Source organism: Pseudomonas folii, from assembly GCF_014357575.1.
In the GTDB taxonomy this organism is placed as follows: domain Bacteria; phylum Pseudomonadota; class Gammaproteobacteria; order Pseudomonadales; family Pseudomonadaceae; genus Aquipseudomonas; species Aquipseudomonas folii.
In genome coordinates, this window is record NZ_JACONW010000013.1 from 1 (window position 1) to 18,266 (window position 18,266).

The 18,266-nt window shown below is 56.3% G+C and carries 18 protein-coding genes and 1 tRNA gene; 12 read left to right on the forward strand and 7 right to left on the reverse strand.

The window, feature by feature from the left end; translation table 11 throughout:
- The first annotated feature begins 81 nt into the window (after positions 1–81).
- From H8S59_RS04845 to H8S59_RS04860, 4 genes are read left to right on the forward strand one after another with little or no spacing between them, the layout of a single operon-like run.
- Positions 82–1,185: an ABC transporter ATP-binding protein gene (locus tag H8S59_RS04845; protein WP_187520669.1), complete on the forward strand. Its 1,104-nt coding sequence runs from the start codon at positions 82–84 to the stop codon at positions 1,183–1,185.
- An 18-nt stretch (positions 1,186–1,203) separates the two neighbouring features.
- Positions 1,204–2,688 (forward strand): mannitol dehydrogenase family protein, encoded by a 1,485-nt coding sequence (locus H8S59_RS04850; RefSeq protein ID WP_187520670.1) that lies wholly within the window; start codon positions 1,204–1,206, stop codon positions 2,686–2,688.
- 7 nt (positions 2,689–2,695) lie between these two features.
- A complete protein-coding gene (xylB, locus tag H8S59_RS04855; RefSeq protein ID WP_187520671.1) occupies positions 2,696–4,177 on the forward strand; it encodes a xylulokinase in 1,482 nt (493 codons plus the stop codon).
- Between the two features lie 45 nt (positions 4,178–4,222).
- Positions 4,223–5,161, forward strand: coding sequence for a carbohydrate kinase family protein (locus H8S59_RS04860; RefSeq protein WP_187520672.1), 939 nt, complete (start codon positions 4,223–4,225; stop codon positions 5,159–5,161).
- A 150-nt stretch (positions 5,162–5,311) separates the two neighbouring features.
- On the opposite strand, the gene H8S59_RS04865 is transcribed toward H8S59_RS04860, so the two are convergent.
- On the reverse strand, positions 5,312–5,872 hold the full coding sequence (locus H8S59_RS04865; protein ID WP_095093949.1) for a hypothetical protein: 561 nt from the start codon (positions 5,870–5,872) through the stop codon (positions 5,312–5,314).
- A 160-nt stretch (positions 5,873–6,032) separates the two neighbouring features.
- Positions 6,033–8,918, reverse strand: coding sequence for a sensor domain-containing phosphodiesterase (locus H8S59_RS04870; RefSeq protein WP_176469831.1), 2,886 nt, complete (start codon positions 8,916–8,918; stop codon positions 6,033–6,035).
- Here H8S59_RS04870 and H8S59_RS04875 point away from each other — a divergent pair.
- The gene (locus tag H8S59_RS04875) at positions 8,917–9,165 is read left to right on the forward strand and encodes a hypothetical protein (RefSeq protein WP_187520673.1); all 249 of its coding nucleotides are present in this window, start codon (positions 8,917–8,919) and stop codon (positions 9,163–9,165) included. The two genes, H8S59_RS04870 and H8S59_RS04875, sit on opposite strands and share 2 nt — an antisense overlap.
- Here H8S59_RS04875 and H8S59_RS04880 read toward each other — a convergent pair.
- Both H8S59_RS04880 and H8S59_RS04885 read right to left on the reverse strand, forming a co-directional pair.
- Positions 9,127–9,363 (reverse strand): hypothetical protein, encoded by a 237-nt coding sequence (locus H8S59_RS04880; RefSeq protein WP_095093950.1) that lies wholly within the window; start codon positions 9,361–9,363, stop codon positions 9,127–9,129. The two genes, H8S59_RS04875 and H8S59_RS04880, sit on opposite strands and share 39 nt — an antisense overlap.
- A gap of 17 nt (positions 9,364–9,380) precedes the next feature.
- Entirely contained in the window at positions 9,381–9,587 is a 207-nt protein-coding gene (locus tag H8S59_RS04885) for a hypothetical protein (protein WP_187520674.1), read from the reverse strand.
- Between the two features lie 514 nt (positions 9,588–10,101).
- Between H8S59_RS04885 and H8S59_RS04890 the strand changes: the two genes are divergently transcribed.
- Positions 10,102–10,467, forward strand: a complete 366-nt coding sequence (locus tag H8S59_RS04890) for an NUDIX hydrolase (protein WP_187520675.1) — start codon at positions 10,102–10,104, stop codon at positions 10,465–10,467.
- Between the two features lie 120 nt (positions 10,468–10,587).
- On the opposite strand, the gene gvpU is transcribed toward H8S59_RS04890, so the two are convergent.
- Positions 10,588–11,055 (reverse strand): gas vesicle accessory protein GvpU, encoded by a 468-nt coding sequence (gvpU, locus tag H8S59_RS04895; protein WP_095093953.1) that lies wholly within the window; start codon positions 11,053–11,055, stop codon positions 10,588–10,590.
- A gap of 264 nt (positions 11,056–11,319) precedes the next feature.
- Here gvpU and H8S59_RS04900 point away from each other — a divergent pair, with 264 nt between their 5' ends.
- From H8S59_RS04900 to H8S59_RS04915, 4 genes are all read left to right on the forward strand, one after another.
- Positions 11,320–12,162: a hypothetical protein gene (locus H8S59_RS04900; RefSeq protein ID WP_095093954.1), complete on the forward strand. Its 843-nt coding sequence runs from the start codon at positions 11,320–11,322 to the stop codon at positions 12,160–12,162.
- Positions 12,163–12,523: 361 nt separating this feature from the next.
- Positions 12,524–12,733: a PLD nuclease N-terminal domain-containing protein gene (locus tag H8S59_RS04905; RefSeq protein WP_176469832.1), complete on the forward strand. Its 210-nt coding sequence runs from the start codon at positions 12,524–12,526 to the stop codon at positions 12,731–12,733.
- 558 nt (positions 12,734–13,291) lie between these two features.
- Positions 13,292–13,531, forward strand: a complete 240-nt coding sequence (locus H8S59_RS04910; RefSeq protein WP_095093957.1) for a hypothetical protein — start codon at positions 13,292–13,294, stop codon at positions 13,529–13,531.
- Between the two features lie 220 nt (positions 13,532–13,751).
- Positions 13,752–15,275 (forward strand): hypothetical protein, encoded by a 1,524-nt coding sequence (locus H8S59_RS04915; RefSeq protein ID WP_187520676.1) that lies wholly within the window; start codon positions 13,752–13,754, stop codon positions 15,273–15,275.
- Positions 15,276–15,548: 273 nt separating this feature from the next.
- Here H8S59_RS04915 and H8S59_RS04920 read toward each other — a convergent pair.
- Positions 15,549–15,625, reverse strand: a tRNA-Val gene (locus H8S59_RS04920).
- A gap of 187 nt (positions 15,626–15,812) precedes the next feature.
- Here H8S59_RS04920 and H8S59_RS04925 point away from each other — a divergent pair.
- Entirely contained in the window at positions 15,813–17,096 is a 1,284-nt protein-coding gene (locus tag H8S59_RS04925) for an NAD(P)/FAD-dependent oxidoreductase (protein WP_187520677.1), read from the forward strand.
- A 39-nt stretch (positions 17,097–17,135) separates the two neighbouring features.
- Here the strand turns inward: H8S59_RS04925 and H8S59_RS04930 are convergent, their stop codons facing one another.
- Positions 17,136–17,822, reverse strand: a complete 687-nt coding sequence (locus H8S59_RS04930) for a hypothetical protein (RefSeq protein WP_095093960.1) — start codon at positions 17,820–17,822, stop codon at positions 17,136–17,138.
- Between the two features lie 221 nt (positions 17,823–18,043).
- Here H8S59_RS04930 and H8S59_RS04935 point away from each other — a divergent pair, with 221 nt between their 5' ends.
- Entirely contained in the window at positions 18,044–18,217 is a 174-nt protein-coding gene (locus tag H8S59_RS04935) for a hypothetical protein (protein WP_176469833.1), read from the forward strand.
- The last annotated feature ends 49 nt before the right edge of the window (positions 18,218–18,266 follow it).

Genomic DNA, 18,266 nt, shown 5'->3' on the forward strand with positions numbered 1-18,266 from the left:
TGCCATGGACAACGGGACCGTTCCAACAGGGATGCTGTTCACCCATTTCTGAAATATTCAAGAATAAGAACGGAGGCCACCATGGCTAACCTCAGCATCAGAAATCTGCAAAAAGGCTTCGATGGTCACCAGATCATCAAAGGTATCGATCTGGACGTGAAAGATCGCGAGTTTGTGGTTTTCGTTGGCCCGTCGGGCTGCGGCAAATCCACCCTGCTGCGCTTGATCGCCGGGCTGGAAGATGTCACGTCCGGCACCATCGAACTGGACGGCCGGGACATTACTCAAGTGACGCCGGCCAAGCGTGACCTGGCCATGGTGTTCCAGACTTACGCCTTGTATCCCCATATGACCGTGGGCAAGAACCTGTCTTTTGCCCTGGATCTGGCCGGTGGCGACAAAGCCGTCATCAAAAAGAAAGTCGATGAGGCCGCTCGCATCCTTGAGCTGGGCCCTTTGCTGGAGCGCAAACCCAAACAGCTGTCCGGCGGTCAACGTCAGCGGGTCGCGATTGGTCGCGCCATTGTGCGTAACCCGAAAATCTTCCTGTTCGACGAGCCCTTGTCGAACCTCGACGCCGCGCTGCGTGTGCAAACCCGTCTTGAGCTATCGCGCCTGCACAAAGAACTGCAAGCAACGATGATTTACGTGACCCACGATCAGGTCGAAGCCATGACCCTGGCGGACAAAGTCGTGGTGCTCAATGGCGGAAAAGTCGAGCAAGTGGGCTCCCCGCTTGAGCTGTATCACCATCCGGCCAATCTGTTTGTCGCGGGTTTTCTCGGCACACCGAAAATGGGCTTTCTCAAAGGCATGATCAGCCGCGTTGATACTAGCGGTTGCGAGGTGACGCTTGATGCGGACGCAGTCATCAACCTGCCGTTCGGCAACGCGCAACAAAGTGTCGGCGATCCAGTCACCCTCGGCATTCGCCCGGAACATCTGAACCTGGCCAAAGAAGGCGACTGCCAGATGCAGGTGATTGCCGACGTCAGTGAGCGGCTCGGCAGCGACACTTATTGTCACGTGCGGACCCGCTCCGGTGAAGCCCTGACCATGCGCATTCGTGGGGATCTGGCCAGCCAGTATGGCGACACGCTCAATCTGCATCTGGATAGCGCCCACTGCCACTTGTTCGACGCCCAAGGCCTGGTGATTGCCCAAGCCCTGCCGGTCGCCGCTTGAGAATTAGGGATCATCGCCATGAAATTGAACAAACAGAATCTGTCTCAGCTTGAGCGCAGCATCGCCCTGCCCGCCTACAGCCCGGAAAGTACCACTCAGGGCATTGCCCACATTGGCGTCGGTGGTTTCCATCGTGCGCACCAGGCGTTTTATACCGACGCATTGATGAACAGCGGCGAGGGTCTGGACTGGAGCATTTGCGGCATCGGCCTGCGCCCGGAAGACCGCGGCGTGCGTGATGCCCTCGCCAGTCAGGATTATCTCTATACGCTTTACGAACTGGGCGATACGCCTGACACCGAAACCCGGATCATCGCGTCCATCAGCGGCATGCTGCTGGCCGAGGACGATATCCAGACCGTCATCGACAAGCTGGCCAGCCCGCAGATTCGCATCGTTTCGCTGACTATCACCGAGGGGGGCTACTGCATTGATGACAGTAACGGCCAGTTCATGACCCACTTGCCGCAGATCCAGCACGATCTGGCCTACCCAGACGCGCCGCGCACCGTTTTCGGATTGCTCTGCGCCGCACTGGCAAAACGTCGCACCGCGGGCACATCGGCTTTTACCGTGATGTCCTGCGATAACCTGCCACACAACGGCGCAGTGGCGCGTAAAGCGCTGCTGGCGTTCGCTGCCCAGGGCAACCCGGATTTGCATGACTGGATTGCCGAACAGGTCAGCTTTCCCAACGCTATGGTCGACCGCATCACGCCAATGACCAGCACTTCCCATCGCCTGAAACTGGCCGACGAAAAAGGCATTGATGATGCCTGGCCGGTGGTCTGCGAGCCCTTTGTGCAATGGGTGCTGGAAGACAAATTTGTCGACGGTCGTCCGGCGTGGGAAAAAGTCGGGGTGCAATTCACCGACGACGTTACTCCTTACGAGGAAATGAAGATCAAGCTGCTCAACGGCAGCCACTTGGCGCTGACCTATTTGGGCGCACTCAAGGGCTATCGTTTCGTTCACGAGACCATGAATGATCCGCTGTTCGTTGCCTATATCCGGGCTTACATGGACCAGGACGTCACACCGCAACTGGCTTCGGTACCAGGCATTGATCTGGAAGGCTACAAGGACACGCTGATCGAGCGCTTCTCCAATCAGGCAATCGCGGATCAACTGGAGCGAGTCTGCTCGGATGGTTCGTCGAAGTTTCCCAAGTTCACGGTCCCCACCATCAATCAGTTGATTCATGATCAGGGTAGCCTGGAGCGCGCCTCGCTAGTGGTGGCCGCCTGGGCGTTGTACCTGCAAGGCACCGAAGGCGAAAACGGCGTGGCCTACAAGATCGTCGATCCTCGTGCGGAGTTCTGCAAGGCACTGGTGGCCGACGACGTTTTGATCGTTCAACGCTTGCTGGACGTCGAAGAGATCTTCGGTACTGCAATTCCACGGTCAGCTGAATTTGTAGCTGCCTTTGAAAAGAACCTGAACAGCCTCAAGCAACTGGGCGTCAGCAAAACTCTGGAAAACCTGTTGGCCAAATCTGCCTGAGGTGCCTATGTTTCTCGGAATTGATTGCGGGACCCAAGGCACCAAGGTGATCGTTCTCGACGCCCACACCGGCCAGGTGCTGGGCCAGGGAGCTGCGCCGCACAGCATGATCAGTGGCCATAACGGTCGTCGCGAGCAGGATGTGCAGCAATGGCTGACCGCCTTCGAGCAAGCGACTGCCGGGGCGCTGCTTGAAGCGGGCATTTCCGGACAGCAGATACTCGGCATTGGCGTCTCGGGCCAGCAGCACGGGCTCGTACTACTGGATGCCGACGGTCAGGTTCTGCGCCCGGCCAAACTGTGGTGCGACACCGAAAGCACGCCGCAAAATGACCTGTTGCTGGAGTATCTGGGCGGCGAAAAAGGCTCGCTGCAGCGTCTTGGCATTGCCATTGCGCCGGGCTACACCGTGTCCAAGCTGCTGTGGACCAAGGAGCAGCACCCCGAACTCTTTGCGCGCATCGACAAGATCCTGCTGCCCCATGATTACCTCAACTACTGGCTGACCGGTCGTTGCGCCAGCGAGTATGGCGATGCATCGGGCACCGGGTATTTCAATGTGCGCACTCGGCAGTGGGATCTGGCGATCCTTGAGCACATTGATCCCAGCGGCAATCTGAGCCGGGCACTGCCTGAATTGCTGGAGGCGCATCAGCCGGTTGGCACGGTCTTGCCGGAGATTGCCCGACGCCTGGACATCAATCCCAACGCTGTGATTTCCAGTGGTGGCGGCGACAACATGATGGGCGCTATCGGCACTGGCAACATTCATCCGGGTGCGATCACCATGAGCCTCGGCTCATCGGGCACCGTTTATGCCTTTGCCGATCAGGCACGCGTGAGTGAGCAGGCTTCAGTAGCGACTTTCTGCTCATCTTCCGGCGGCTGGCTGCCTTTGATCTGCACCATGAATCTGACCAATGCCACGGGCGTGGTGCGGGAGCTACTGGGCCTGGACATCGCCGCCTTTAACCAGGCCGTAAGCCAGGCCCCGATTGGTGCAGAAGGCGTATCGATGCTGCCGTTTCTCAACGGCGAACGCGTACCTGCCCTGCCCCACGCCACCGGCAGTATTCTGGGACTGGACGCCACCAATCTGACCCGGGCCAACCTGTGTCGGGCAGTGGTCGAGGGCACCACGTTCGGCTTGCGCTACGGTCTGGATCTGTTGCGCGCCAGCGGCATCAAAAGCGCTAAGATTCGCCTGATCGGCGGCGGCGCCAAGAGCGCGGTATGGCGGCAGATCGTTGCCGATATCATGGATACGCCGGTGATCTGCACTGAGCAGGCCGAAGCAGCGGCCTTGGGCGCTGCGATCCAGGCTGCATGGTGTCACGCCAATCTACAGGAGGCAGGCGAGACGCTGGATATTCTGTGTGCACGCTGCGTAAGCCTCGATAACAGCAGTGAAACCCGGCCCGTCCCGCAGAACGTCGCCGACTATCAACAGATCTATGAGCGGTATCGCAATCAGTTGCAGGCGCTCTGATTCCAACTTCTGAGCCCGACTGACGCATCTATTTCAGGAGCACCTATGTTTCTCGTTTGTGGCGAAGCACTGTTCGACTTTTTCAGCCAGCCCGACAACGGCGGGCAGCTCAACAAACTGGGCTTTCAGGCGATTGCGGGCGGTTCACCTTTCAACGTTGCGGTAGGCCTTCGCCGCCAGGGCATCGACGCGGGCCTGTTTGCCGGGCTGTCCAGTGACTACCTGGGTAAGCGCCTGCGCGCCGTACTGGATAAAGAAGGCGTAAGACCTGATTACCTGATTGATTTCAATGCGCCGACGACCCTCGCCATGGTGGCAGTCGGTGCTGACGGTTCGCCACACTACAGCTTTCGCGGCGAGGGCTGCGCGGATCGACAGCTGCGCCTTGAGCACTTGCCGGAGCTGGATGAGCAGGTACGCGGGATTCATATCGGCTCGTTCTCACTGGTGGTTCAACCCATCGCCGACACGCTGCTGGCCTTGGTGGCAAGGGAGAGCGGCAAACGGCTGATCACCCTGGACCCCAATGTACGCCTCAACCCGGCACCGGATATCAACCGGTGGCGGGAGCAGATCAGCGCCTTTGCCGAGCACGCTCACATCATCAAGGTCAGCGACGAAGACTTGAACCTGCTCTACCCCGACAAAGACCCACAGGTCGTCGCCCAGAGTTGGTTGAGCAAGCGTTGCCAATTGGTGGTGCTGACTCAGGGTACTGAGGGAGCAACGGTCTTTACTCGTCAGCACGGCAGCTGGTCAGTTGCTGCGCAGAAAGTCGTGACTGCCGACACGGTTGGCGCAGGCGATACCTTCCAGGCCGCGCTGATTACCTTCCTGACCGAACACCAGCTGGATGACCCGCTCAGCTTGCCGACTCTGCGCAAGGAAACCGTGGATGAAATGCTCAGGTTCGCCGTCCAGGCCGCGGCGCTGACCTGCACCAAGGTCGGGCCGGACTTGCCGTATCGGGATCAGTTGGGGTGAAGGCCTACGCCTTTAAAAAGCGAACACCGAACCTTGTGGGAGCGGTGCTTGCCCGCGATAAGGCTGGACGCGTTCTAAAATGAACCGCATACAGCCTTATCGCGAGCAAGCTCTGCTCCCACAGAATATACGCAAATCCGTAGACCAGCCTTAAACCAGCGCCAACCGGGCCGCGAGGATTTTGCTGTTTACGTCAGCGGTCGTCTGTTGCTGCTGCTCTTTCAGAGCGGCCTGAAGCTTGGTGTCGGCGTCCAGCTTCTGCTCAGGGGACATGGACTCATATTCTTCCTTACTGACTCCGGTCAGTTGCTCGCGCATTTTCTCCGCGGGCGTCAGGTTCATATAATCCGAGAACTCCTGCTGAGCCGAGGTGAACTTCGATGCCACTTCAGCCACATCAGCTTCGCTGGTGACCGCTGAATCGCGGGCCGCAATGCTGTTGTCGTTGCCTGCAGAGACAAACGAAGGTGCCGCGTCATTGTCAGTATTTTGCGTAGCCGTCTTCAGGCTGAGGAGCATTTTGGCAAACGCCTCGTCATATGCCTCGTTCTGCTGACTGCCACTGTTCTGCGCGACGGGATCCACGGCCGGGACCGGGCTGGTAGCACCGGTTGGGACGGAGAACGCATCGGTTGCCACATCGTCTTGAGTCTTGCGAGCCACCGCCTGAGAAACCAGGTGATGGAGCGCACTGATACTAGCGGTAATCATGCTTACCTCCTGCTGCCTGTTGTGATGCACAACCTGTACAGCAAGACTGATGCCATTTCACTCGCCGCCCTAAGGCCCACGGATTACAAGGCAGGCAGTTTTATACCTCAACCGAAATGCGGCAATTGGCAGCCAACTGTGGCCGAGGATTGCCGGTCAACTAATTGTCATTCAACAGCAGCTTGTCCTCGGGCAGCGGTACAGCGAAGAAGTAACCCTGGGCCTGACCCGCACCGATCTCCCGTAACAGATCAAGGGTGGCCTGATCTTCAACGCCCTCCGCTACCACGGTCAAATCGAGAGACTCGGCCATCCGTACGATCGCACGCACAATGGCCCGGCTGCGGGAGCTGGTGGTCAGCTCGAGGGTGAACGACTTGTCGATCTTCAAGCCGCTGAAGTGATACTGGTGGACGTAACTGAGGGACGAAAAACCCGCGCCAAAATCATCCAGTACCACTGACATGCCGTGATCAGCGAGCTGCTTCATCGATTGCCGGGCCAACTCCGGCTCGGCAACCAATGCACCTTCGGTAAGCTCCAGACAGATCCGCGAAGGCGCCATTTCGTAATTTGCCAGCAGTGTCAGTACTTCACCGGCAAACTCGGGGCGGGTAATGCTGTAGCTGGAGCAGTTCACATGCACCGTCGGCCAGTGCTCATTGCCCGGCCGCGCTAGAATCTCCACGACACAGCGCAACATGTACAAGTCGAGCCGACCGATCAGACGCAGGCCTTCCAGCGCAGGGAGGAACTGACCGGGAGCCAGAATTTTGCCGTCGGGTTGGCGCCAGCGGATCAAGGCTTCCAAAGCTAACAACTTGCCACTGTTGACATCAATGATCGGCTGGAAATACGGAATCAGCTCATCCTTGCGCTTGAGGGCATTACGCAATGCGCCCTCGCGCTCGACCTGGTCCGACACCTCGCGGCGCAACTCCTGGTTGAACACCGCATAACTGTCGCGACCACCGTTCTTGACCCGATACATGGCCATATCAGCATCGCGCAGCAAATCAGCAGGCATCTCATGAAACTGGCTGTCAGCCCCGACCACGCCAATGCTGCAGGACGAAAAGACCGCGTGACCATCAATGAAGAACGGCAAATCGAAAGCCGCAAGTATTCGCTCGGCAATGCCAATGGCCGTATCCAGCGATGCACCCGTGGCCAAGACAGCAAACTCATCGCCACCCAGACGCGCCAGTAGATCAGACTCGCGCATGCAGCCACGCAAGCGATCAGCTGCCTGCGTCAGCAACTGATCGCCAAAGTGATGACCCAGACTGTCATTAACCAGCTTGAAGCGATCCAGGTCGATGAACATCACCCCCAATTCACGACCGGTAGTGCGAAACTCCAGCCACTCCGCATGCAGGCGCTGCTGCAAATGGCTGCGGTTCGGCAGGCCGGTAAGTGAGTCATGAGAGTTTTCGTGCTGAAGCTTGGCGTTGGCGTAATCCAGCTCCCGGGTGCGGTCCTGAACACGCGCTTCGAGGCGTAGATTCGCAGTGTGCACCGCTTCAGCCGCGCTGCGCCGAGAGAGCGCGGTGTCGATGTGCCTGGAAACGAAGGTCAGCAGTTCCTGATCGCGTAACGAGTAACGTACCAGCGGCGAATAGCTTTGAACGGCAAGCACACCCCGCACATCATTGCCGTCGAACAGCGGAATCCCAAGCCATGACGAGGAACGGGCGCCCTCTCTCACCACATCAATCTCACCGCAGGCTTCAAGCCTCAGGGTTTCATCCTGATCGATCAGGCAAGCACGGCGCTGGCGTATCACATACTCCGTTAGGCCACGCTGGCCCCGCCGCGCAGCGGGACGAATAGCCTGACTTTCGTCGACGTAGTAAGGGAATGTCACTTCTCCCGTGGAAGTGTCAAACAACGCGATGTAAAAGTTCAGGGCAACCAATAACTCGCCCACAATCAAATGCAGGCTGTGGAACAGTTCAGCCATATCACCAGGCTGACTGGACAGTTCGGCTATCTGGAACAGCGCACTTTGCAGGTGCTCGGCACGCTCGCGCTCAGCAACTTCCTGACGCAGCGCGTTATTAAGAGCCGAGAGTTCCTGGGTGCGCAACATGACCGTTCGTTCGAGATCAGCGCGGTGCAGGATACGATCCAGCGCCATGGCCACATGGCGAACCACGACCAGAAACAAGGCTCGATCCTCGGCACTGTAAACCCGGGAAACGTCATACACCTGCATGGCCAGCATGCCAAATACTTCGTCCGAGGCATTCTTCAGTGGTGCCCCCATCCAGAACTCCGGGCGATGGCCTACGCAGTAGAAGCGCTTTTGCAGCTGGGCCCGCTCAATGGCCGCCGCGTCGACAAACAGCGGTTGGGCGCTGTTCAAGACGTAGCCGGTCATCGATAGCCGTGACCGATCCATATATTCAGACGCCTCTGACTCCAGCGCGTCCAGATCAGTGATGTCGACGTAATACGGATAGGTGATTTTATCGGTGTCGGAATCGTAGAGCGCGAGGTAAAGATTCTCCGCATCAATCAGAGAAGCAAGCTGATGGTGCACGCCCTCCAGAAACGCGCCGCGATCTCGGGTCGAACTGGCCAGATAGGTAATTTCATAGAGCACCCTCTGGGTGATCTGGGCCCGCGCCAGGGCGTCGGTCTGAAGACGGTGCCCCAGACGTAGTGCCAATGCGGGCAAGTCTGTGTCGCAGGCTTCGTTTTGCGGCGCGACCAGCCACGCCAGCACGCCCTCGCCTTTACCGGCGGCCCAGCGCTGCAACGCGTATTCGCGACAGAAATCATCGAACCGGTCGTTGGCAACGCTCACGGACCAGCGCATCGGGCTTTCGCCATGCCCCAACAGATGCATAGGGTCGCCGACGGCATACACCGCCCACGGCACATCCCCCATCCGATCCTGGATTGCGGCAAGTACTACGTCGATAGGTTCACCACCTAAGTTCGCTACAGCAGCCGACGCGGCGTCGGCCAGGTATCGACTGGCAGGATCATCACCAACACTTGATTGAGCTCGGTCAGAGGCCAAGGGCGGAACACTCATGAAAGCTCCAAAACCAAAGACAGCAGGCGCTTATATTCGCGGCGTGTGCAAAACCGTGCAAGTGGCATATTCATATCATCTGCAAGAAAGCCGCCAGAATTATCGGCAAGCGAACTTCAGCCTTGAGCGCAACCAGGTTCAAGGTCAGAAAATATTGGGACGAGATAGTGAAATCGTTAATCAGGCAGCCAAAAGACCACCGGATAATTCAGGCAATGGGGCGGGAGGTAATGGAGGTAATACCTAACAGCTGAGCCTGATCCAGTACCGATGCGGGAGGCGCGTCGGCCGTAGGCATGATCAGGCTGTTCTCTGCGTCGCCGAAGTGCAACTGCAGTAAATGTAGAGCTGCGATATGCGCGGGTAGCGACTGTTGATCCAGTTCGAGCAGGTGCTCACGCGCTTGCTCGTTGAATCGATAAGAAATGCAGTGACGATAAGTCATGCGATTTTCAGCCTTTGTCAGTTCAACGCATGACCGTACATTTCGGATTTCTTGATGAATGCGTTCCAGCGACCAAAGGAAAGACTTTGACGCGCAGTGGCAGCGATCCACACAGGCCCCGTGGTCTGGTGGATTCCAACCATTCCCATCATCGCGGCGGTTGCGTCGTTCAGCTCAAACATCAATACGTTTGCTTGCGCGCTGAAATCAATGTGCATAGTCATAAGTTAAGCCTTTTAGCGATGGAGACCCTTGGACAAAGACCCCCTTCCAAGTCATAGGACACTGCGTCCGTTGATATAGCCGTAAGCTTCCGATGGGCGGTCATTAATAAACGTATTCTATTTTACGAGTCGCTGCCCACGCTCATTTGTAGACCATCCTGCCTGCACCTTTTGAGGGCGAAGGATCTGCATTCAGGTATGGCAGACATATGTACCTACACGCTCACGAGGAAGGCCTGCAAACTGGCCTTCATCATGCGCAGCCGCGTTCAACTGGCTGAGGGCTCTATAGCCCTATCAAGGTCAAGCGCGAGGTTGACCCTCAAGTTTTCTGCTGCTCATACCGAAACAAGTAGGCAGGGAGGCCAAAAATGGCACCATTCCTGCTTAAGTCAGTTTAATGAAGGTTTTGTGACATTATGATTACCGTATCAAACATCTTAATCACCTTCGCAATTTTGAAGTAATGCGTCCGCTCCCGATAAGGCGGCGATTACATAAGAGGTGAATACTGATGAAAGAGCGGGCAACCGTGATTTGCAAGCGTGACGGCAGGATTCTGTACGTGCGCAAGCCAAAGTCAAAATGGGCTCTGCCGGGCGGCAAGATTGAAGTCGGCGAGACGCCGGAGCAGGCAGCAGTTCGTGAGCTGAGCGAGGAGACCGGGCTGGAGAATCTCGATCTGGTTTACCTGGATGAGTACGAGAAAGATAACGTCATGCACTATATCTTTATGGCTGTACTCTCATCCTCGGCCCAACCTGCGCCGCAGAACGAGATTGCCGCGTGCAAATGGTCGCATGTCAAAAACGTCAGCGACCTCAATGCCAGCGCGGCTACCAAATCCATCGTCAAATCGTTCGCCAGACAAGCGGTGTAACCACCCCGCTGCTATCTAACGCCCTTGATCCTGCTGAACATCTGCGACGCTTTATCAGGTCGCGACTTTTGGCCATAAGAAACCCCGGCATGTGCCGGGGCTTGATCAAGTGTGTATGGCTCAGGTCCTGACCAGCAGGCCCATCGTAAATCCGTCCACTGAGGCAATCTTGCCGCGCCACAACACGCCCTCTGCGCAAATAGGGCTCTGGTCGCTGGAGTAGGTTTTGCAGTCTTTCAAATGAATGAAGTGAAATGCCGTGGTTTCGTCTGCCGACTCGCCAGGCGTGAAGGACAAGATAATTTTTTTCATGGACTCGTCGACGCCACCGTCAAATTGAGCCAGCGGAGCAGCCATATCCTCAGCAAGCTGCTTGAAGTACGTGTCGTGCGAGATCAACTGACCCGAGACGAGATTGCCGCCAACAGAGAGCGTTATGCCGATTTCTACCGGCGTGGTGACGACAAACTTGACCAGAAACTGCAATAACCAGTCGATTTGCTTGCCTTGATCCTTCAGATGCGCGATCAGCTCATCATATTTCACGTCCTGGGACGTGGCTGTGAGGCTCTGCTCTACTTCCGACATCGACTGCTCCTTGCCTTACAAAATAATGAGCTTTAGCTATAGCCCAGATTTGTGAAAAACGAAACCTGTGGTTTGACCGTTCAAGCCATCACCTCCCGATTAATGTCGACTGCCAGGAAAATCGCCACCTTTATCCTGATTGCTTCACAGCACAAATCTGCACACCGACGTCGCGCGAATTAGTATTAGTCCGTTTGTATGTAGCTTATCGCCACTGTTAAGATGCGGCATGGAATAGCAGTTAGCCTGAATAAAGAAGGATTTATGTCCGCGGTCAAAGAGATTTATCAGCAGTTTCCACATACCTTCAAACATCTTGATTCCACGCTGTTCCTGGTCAAAGCGCCCTCTGATGCCAAGCGTGATGCGCTGCGTCATCTAGTTGAAGGCAGGCGTGCTGCGGGCCTTGAGCGGGTAAGTGCTCCACTGAAAGGTGTAGAAGACGAACTTTTTGCCAAAGCCCAGCCACTCGACAGCCTCAAAGCAAAAATCCGGGTAACCCTGGGACGAGCCAAGCGAAACGGCATGTATGATTGGCCGGTGGAAGAAGTACTCAATACAGCTGAAGCTCATCGTCGCGGCGCACCGATTGCCCCTCTTGCAGGTTTCGGCTACAGCAAATCGCCACTCGGAATCACTCAGGAATATTTTATATTCACTGAGTTGCTCAGCGAGCACATCAATGGCATGACGTGGATTGAGTCGACCCCAGGGGAGATCGAAACATTCATCCAGCTTTCTTTTCGCCTCCTGCGCGTGCTGCATAACAAACAGATTACTCACATGGATTTCTGGGCCAATAATGTGATGGTCAATCTGGCGCCGCAAGATATCCCCATGGCTATAGACCTGGAAAACTGCTTCCCGACAACATCACAATACTTCAGTGAAACCCTGGCATTTCAATTCGGCTTTTTCTACCAGCGAGACATTTATCGCTTTATTACTGAAGCGCGGTACGACCAATTGGTAGCTGAAGAGCTGGAAATGTATAAAGCCATCGACAGCGAAGCTTTTGAAAGTATTTACGGGCTTAGCAAGCACGAGAGAATCGGTCGCAAGGACCGACGCGAGATATTCTGGAAAGGCAAATTCGTCACTGGCTAGCAAAGGCTACGGCACGATAATGTCGAGTCTTGTTTCTCCGCACGACCGTCGCTGGCTCTTCATGAGCCCTGCCCCCCTCTCTCTATACAGCTTCTTCTCCACGGCCATGCATCAAGCACTTGCTTAGAGCCAAGCAATCCGCAAAACCGGCGCTGAAACTCACTCGATCAATTCAACGCGGCAGCCGGAATGCAGAGGAGTCCAAAACCGACCTCTCGATCCGTATGAAGCCAAGCGACAGCACGCGCCCCAAAAATCACGTCGATTGAACCCTTGCAGCGCCATCGTGACTAAACATTAACGACCGAGGGAGTGTATGACGATGGGTAACTCAGAGAGCTGGAACGTAATAGCATCAATCATGAATATGCCCGTTTTATGGATCGTATTCGCGACCATTCTGGTGGTCGTCGAGTTTCTGGTGGTGATGCGAATCGTCAAAAGCGAAGGCAGCCGTGAAAGCAAATGCCTGTGGATTCTGGCACTGGTGTTTGTTCCCGTTCTGGGGCTGATTGCCTGGGTGTTCGCAGGACCCAAGACCAAGACAGCCCGCTCGGAATCTCGCGGTTAAGCAAATCAATACAGGTAAAGGACGCTTGCGGGTTGAGCAAACACCCGTTTAGCAGGTGCGCCTCATCGCCCCCGCACCTTTATCCGATAGACGGATACGTTTACGGCCGTTCTCCCGGCCCGACAGGCCGCTTACTGGCGTAGCGTTTGCTACACAGGTGAGTAGCCGCACTGAAAAGACTTAATGTTGACGCAGCAAACTTTTTACTCAAGCTCAAGGACGCAGCGATGCGCCGGATATAACCAGGAGACGTAACGTGTCAACTCTCAGTGAAATCGCAGCGAACCACGCGAAAGCAATCAGAACACTGGATGCAGAGTCGGCCATGTTGAAGGCACTGTGCGCTCCAGCGTTGCCAACTGACGAGACTGCTACCGATTCAACGCAGCAAATACCGCCACATACCATTGCGGCAATCCACAACAGCATGTCAGGGCATGCGATGGGCGTTTGAGCAGATGGGAGTGATCACATCGAGCTAGCTAAATGTCATGATCAGGCCGACCGTGTTGCATACTGATGCTATGCATCACGGACCAACCCTCATCTGGACCTCACATGACACCCAACGCTGAACGCTATAACCCCTCCACCGAATACGCCGACAAACTGATTTCGCGAATCGGACAAACACCGTCCTGGATCGCAAAGCGCATCGGTGTGACGGATAAGCGCATTCGCTACATCCTTGAAGGCGAAAGAACCGTCAAAGGAGAAACCACTCCGATCCAGATGACGTACACAGAGCAGTTTGCTCTTGAGTGCCTTGCTGAAGAGGCAAGCGCGAAGAAAAAATAGATTCGCCCTGCCGCCAAGGTCCTGACGTGCTCACGCCGTCAGGCAGCCATCAAATACCTACTCCCCCCCCCAACTGAATCACACCTACCCGTCTCAGGTGCCTGACTATATGGACAGCGCCAAAGCTGCGCTACGGCCGCCACAGCCGCGCAGGCCGAAGCTTGCCCTCATGCTAGATTAGGGTCTAACCGACATGAGGTGAACTTTGAAAGGACAGTCTGTGGCGCCTGAGATTGGAGATATCTATAGCGTTTATTCGAGCAAGCTGCGGCAGTATGTCGCCTGCCAAGTGACGGCGCTCAAGGAGAACAGCGAGCGCAAGGGCCAACTGATGGCGGCGGTTCTGGAGCTGGACTGGAGCGGCGACGCCTTGCCGCAGCCGAGCGAACTGGCGGCCATGCGCCCGCTAGTGGCCGATTTCTTTTTCCGGCGTGACAAGCATGAACACGTTTATGTCAGCGCAGAGGTGCCCGCCGCTTACACCCTGGTGGGCAATATCGCGCCGCTGGTGCTTGACGACACCACCACGTATGGCCACTGGAATACCGGCGAAACCTTGTACCGCCAGCAGCAATGGGAGCAAATCGATGCAGCCCGGCGCCAGCGTTTCAAGGCTGCTTCAGGCGACGTCGAGGTGACAATAGGCGGTCATGTGCTGCGCCAGGATACCAATCGCATCGAAGACAACGTCTTGCAGTCAGTCACTGATCTTGCTGAACTCGATCAACTGCCATGCCTGACCAAAATTCACACTGAGCATGGTTCACAGGCCCTGCTCGACTATGTGAATCAGCATCCCTTTATCACTGAACTGCTGTGGCGTTCGCCGCAGGTGACGGAGCTTGATCTGCGCGACAGCCGCCTGAGACGCCTGAGCATTGATGTGACCGGCGTGATTAAGGTGCACCTTAATGACGACTTGATGCATCTGATACTGCGTGGCGAGCCATCGCCACAGTTGCAACTGCACTGCGGCGACGAGGGACGCGCGTTGTATCTGACCTGCAAGGGCGACGTGAAACCCTTCGGCGGCCTCGATCATCTGGGCGGCCTCACGCTCTATGCGGCCAAGGAGATCGACCTGGAGACGGTGGTAGCGCGTTTCCCTGATCTGTGGTTTCTGGATCTGGGAGGCAAGCCGGGCATAGTGTCAAACCTGCCTGCCATCACTGCGCTGGCGCAGTTGCAAATGCTGAGTTTGCACGACCTGTTCGGTTACACGGCAGAGCAATTTCCGGCACCGCAACACCTGCCTCGCCTGTCGACCTTGTGGCTTAGCAGCGTGCCGTTTGACGTGGCGCAGGCCGTCAAGAAGGGATATAAAAAAGCCGCTGCCCTGGGCCTGGACCTTTCGGTGACCCAGCCGCGCAAAAGCCAATGGCTGGCCGAAAACCTGGACAACCCGTTTCGCGACTGGGATGGCCGCGACGAGATGCCTCCCGCCAAGGCAAAAAAAGCGGCCTCCGCCTACACAGCGTTGCTGTCAGCCACGCGCAGCGTCAACGCCAGCATGGCGGCCGATGCCGTACAGGCCGCCTTGTCCACAATGGTCACCGCCTATGTGGCAACCTTCAACCAGATCGACCAGCGCGGCAGCGTCATAGGCACGATCGAGTGCGAAGAGATCCATGCAGCGCTGGTTGGTTGCCTGAACGCACTGGCGGTGCAAATGGGCGAGCACGGTGCGGCGCTGGTCGACATGGATGGCTTGATGGACTTGTTCGACGAGTTGCGCGATTTTTGACTGTCAGCAGGAATAGTCTTGCGGCCATCCTGCCCTTACCTTATTCACTACTCGCCGAAAGCCCGCAAGCGAACGCAACTCGATGCAAAACCCATTGGAACGCTCAGGAGGGGTATGACGAGAAGAAAATCGAGTGCGCCGAAGTGGGAGCCGAATTGGCATTCTAAGTGGGGTTTTTCAAAAATATTTCCAAAACTGCTGAATAGCAGCCAACAAAAAAGGGCCCACCTCTCGGTGGGCCCTTCTGTACCGGCAGCAGGACCGGATTTTGTTTGGTAGGCGCGACTGGACTCGAACCAGCGACCCCCACCATGTCAAGGTGGTGCTCTAACCAACTGAGCTACGCGCCTGCTGTGGGTCGGCATTCTACGGATATTCAAATGTGTGTCAACACCTTTTTTTCGCGCTAACTCCATGAATATGCAAATTTTTTTGCCTTCCCGGTTTTCCTTCTTTGTTTAGTGGCTGGCTGGTGGAGATATTTGATCTCGGGTAGGATCGAGCCATTCGTAAAATATATTAAACGGAGGTTGAAGGATGGCGAACACTCCTTATCCGCAGTCCTATTACGCGGCTTCGGCGAATCCAGTTCCGGAACGCCCGCAGTTGCAGGGAGACGTGGAAACTGACGTTTGTATCATTGGTGCTGGCTATACAGGTCTGTCCAGCGCCCTGTTTCTGCTTGAACATGGCTTCAAGGTGACGGTACTGGAAGCCGCGAAGGTTGGCTTTGGCGCTTCAGGCCGTAATGGCGGGCAGATCGTCAACAGTTATAGCCGCGATATCGATGTCATCGAACGCACTGTCGCCCCCCGACAGGCCCAACTGCTGGGGCAAATGGCGTTTGAAGGCGGAGCGATTATCCGCGAGCGTATCGCCAGATATCAGATCCAGTGCGACCTGAAAGACGGCGGAGTATTTGCCGCCATCACCGACAAGCAAATGGGTCATCTCGAAGCCCAGAAACGTCTGTGGGAACGCTATGGCCATACCCAGCTTGAATTGCTGGACAAGCGTCGTATGGGCGAAGTGGTTGCTTCTGATCAATACATTGGCGGCATGCTCGACATGAGCGGCGGCCATATCCACCCGCTTAATCTGGCATTGGGCGAAGCGGCTGCCGTGGAATCGCTGGGCGGCGTTATCTACGAGCAGTCTGCTGCCGTACGCATCGACCGCGGAGCCAATCCGGTTGTTCATACGGAATCAGGCAGAGTCAAAGCACGCTTTGTGATCGTCGCGGGGAATGCCTATCTGGGCAACCTGGTGCCGGAGCTGGCCGCCAAGTCGATGCCTTGCGGCACGCAGGTCATTACCACCGAGCCGCTGGATGAAGAATTGGCCAAGACGCTGCTGCCTCAAGACTACTGTGTCGAGGACTGCAATTATCTGCTGGACTACTACCGACTGTCTGCAGACAAGCGCCTTATCTTCGGTGGCGGCGTGGTTTACGGAGCGCGGGACCCGGCGAACATCGAGGCGATCATTCGCCCGAAAATGCTCAAGGCGTTCCCTCAACTCAAGGACGTAAAGATCGATTACGCGTGGACGGGCAACTTTCTTCTGACCTTGTCGCGACTGCCACAGGTCGGGCGCCTGGGTGACAACATCTATTACTCTCAAGGCTGCAGCGGCCACGGAGTGACGTACACCCATCTCGCTGGCAAAGTGCTTGCCGAGGCATTACGTGGACAGGCCGAGCGCTTTGATGCCTTTGCCGGGCTGCCGCACTACCCCTTCCCCGGCGGACAATTGCTGCGCACGCCGCTCACCGCGCTGGGTGCCTGGTATTACAGCCTCAGAGACAAATTCGGTATGTGATTGCGAGGGAAGCGCCTGATCAGGCGCTTCCCTGCAGAGTCAGCGCGCTTTGAGCGTCTTCAGCGCCTCACCAGCCGCCTGCTCTTGCCCCGCCTGAGCCAGATCATTGGCTGCCTTCGACCAGCGTTGCTCATCCAGATTGGCGGGCAGTTGGCGCGGGCTTTGAATCAGCACAGCCCAACTGCCAGTCTTTTCCCAGGCCGACGTGAAACTACTGAAACTCATCAGCAAGTGTCGATTCATGCCTGCGTGAAGCAGAACCGTCTGTTTAATGCGGTTGTAACCCACCAGCACCCCGTAACGAGGCTCGGTAAATACTGCGCCTTCAGCGAAACGCACCATCACCGGGTAGCCTGCTGACACCTGAGTCAGCAGCGATTGAAGACCCGAGTCCAGCGGATAGACCAGAAAGCCATACTGTCGAGCGACTTGCTGCATGTTCTGCTCGAGTCTGGCCTCGCCGCCGGGCAACTGCAGCGATTTATCCAGCAATCCTGGAGTTATTTGCACTCGTTGATTAGACAGCATGCTCGCCAGCGCACCAGGGCCGCTTTGGTAGGCATTGCCGCGGAAGAACGGCACATTATTGAGTTCTACGCGATCCGGCAGGCGTTTGATTTCAGGCGTCAGAGCAGAAGCACAACCGCCAAGAGTCAATACAACGGCAACGAGTATTCCAAGACGCTTCAGGCCAGCGACACGGAAAAAGAGAGATACCGGCGACATTTTCACTCACTTCAACAAGCGCCGGACAACCCTCGGCCCAGCTCGGACAAGATAATAGGACGCGCCGGGGTCGGGGTATAGCCTCAATACGCAGCGTATAGCCTTGCATAGATCAAATTAGTCATGAAGTTCGACCACTGGTCAACTAACGGAAACATGCTACGGACTAGACTGTCGATTATCAGGACCGTAGATGAAAAAGCAGGGTCCGTGGAGGACGTATGAGCCTGGAAATGACAATCGTGATGCTGATCTCCGCTTGGCTGGCCGTGGCCACTGCCATGCTGTGGGGTGTGATGCGGATTTCTCGTCGTCATCATCACCGCAGCGCGCCGCCCGCGCCAACAAAGCCGCTGAAGCCGATCAAGAGCCGCCCACACGCACCGGCCCATTGAGTATCCAATGAAAACGGCCGGTATGAAGAGTATTCATACCGGCCGTTTG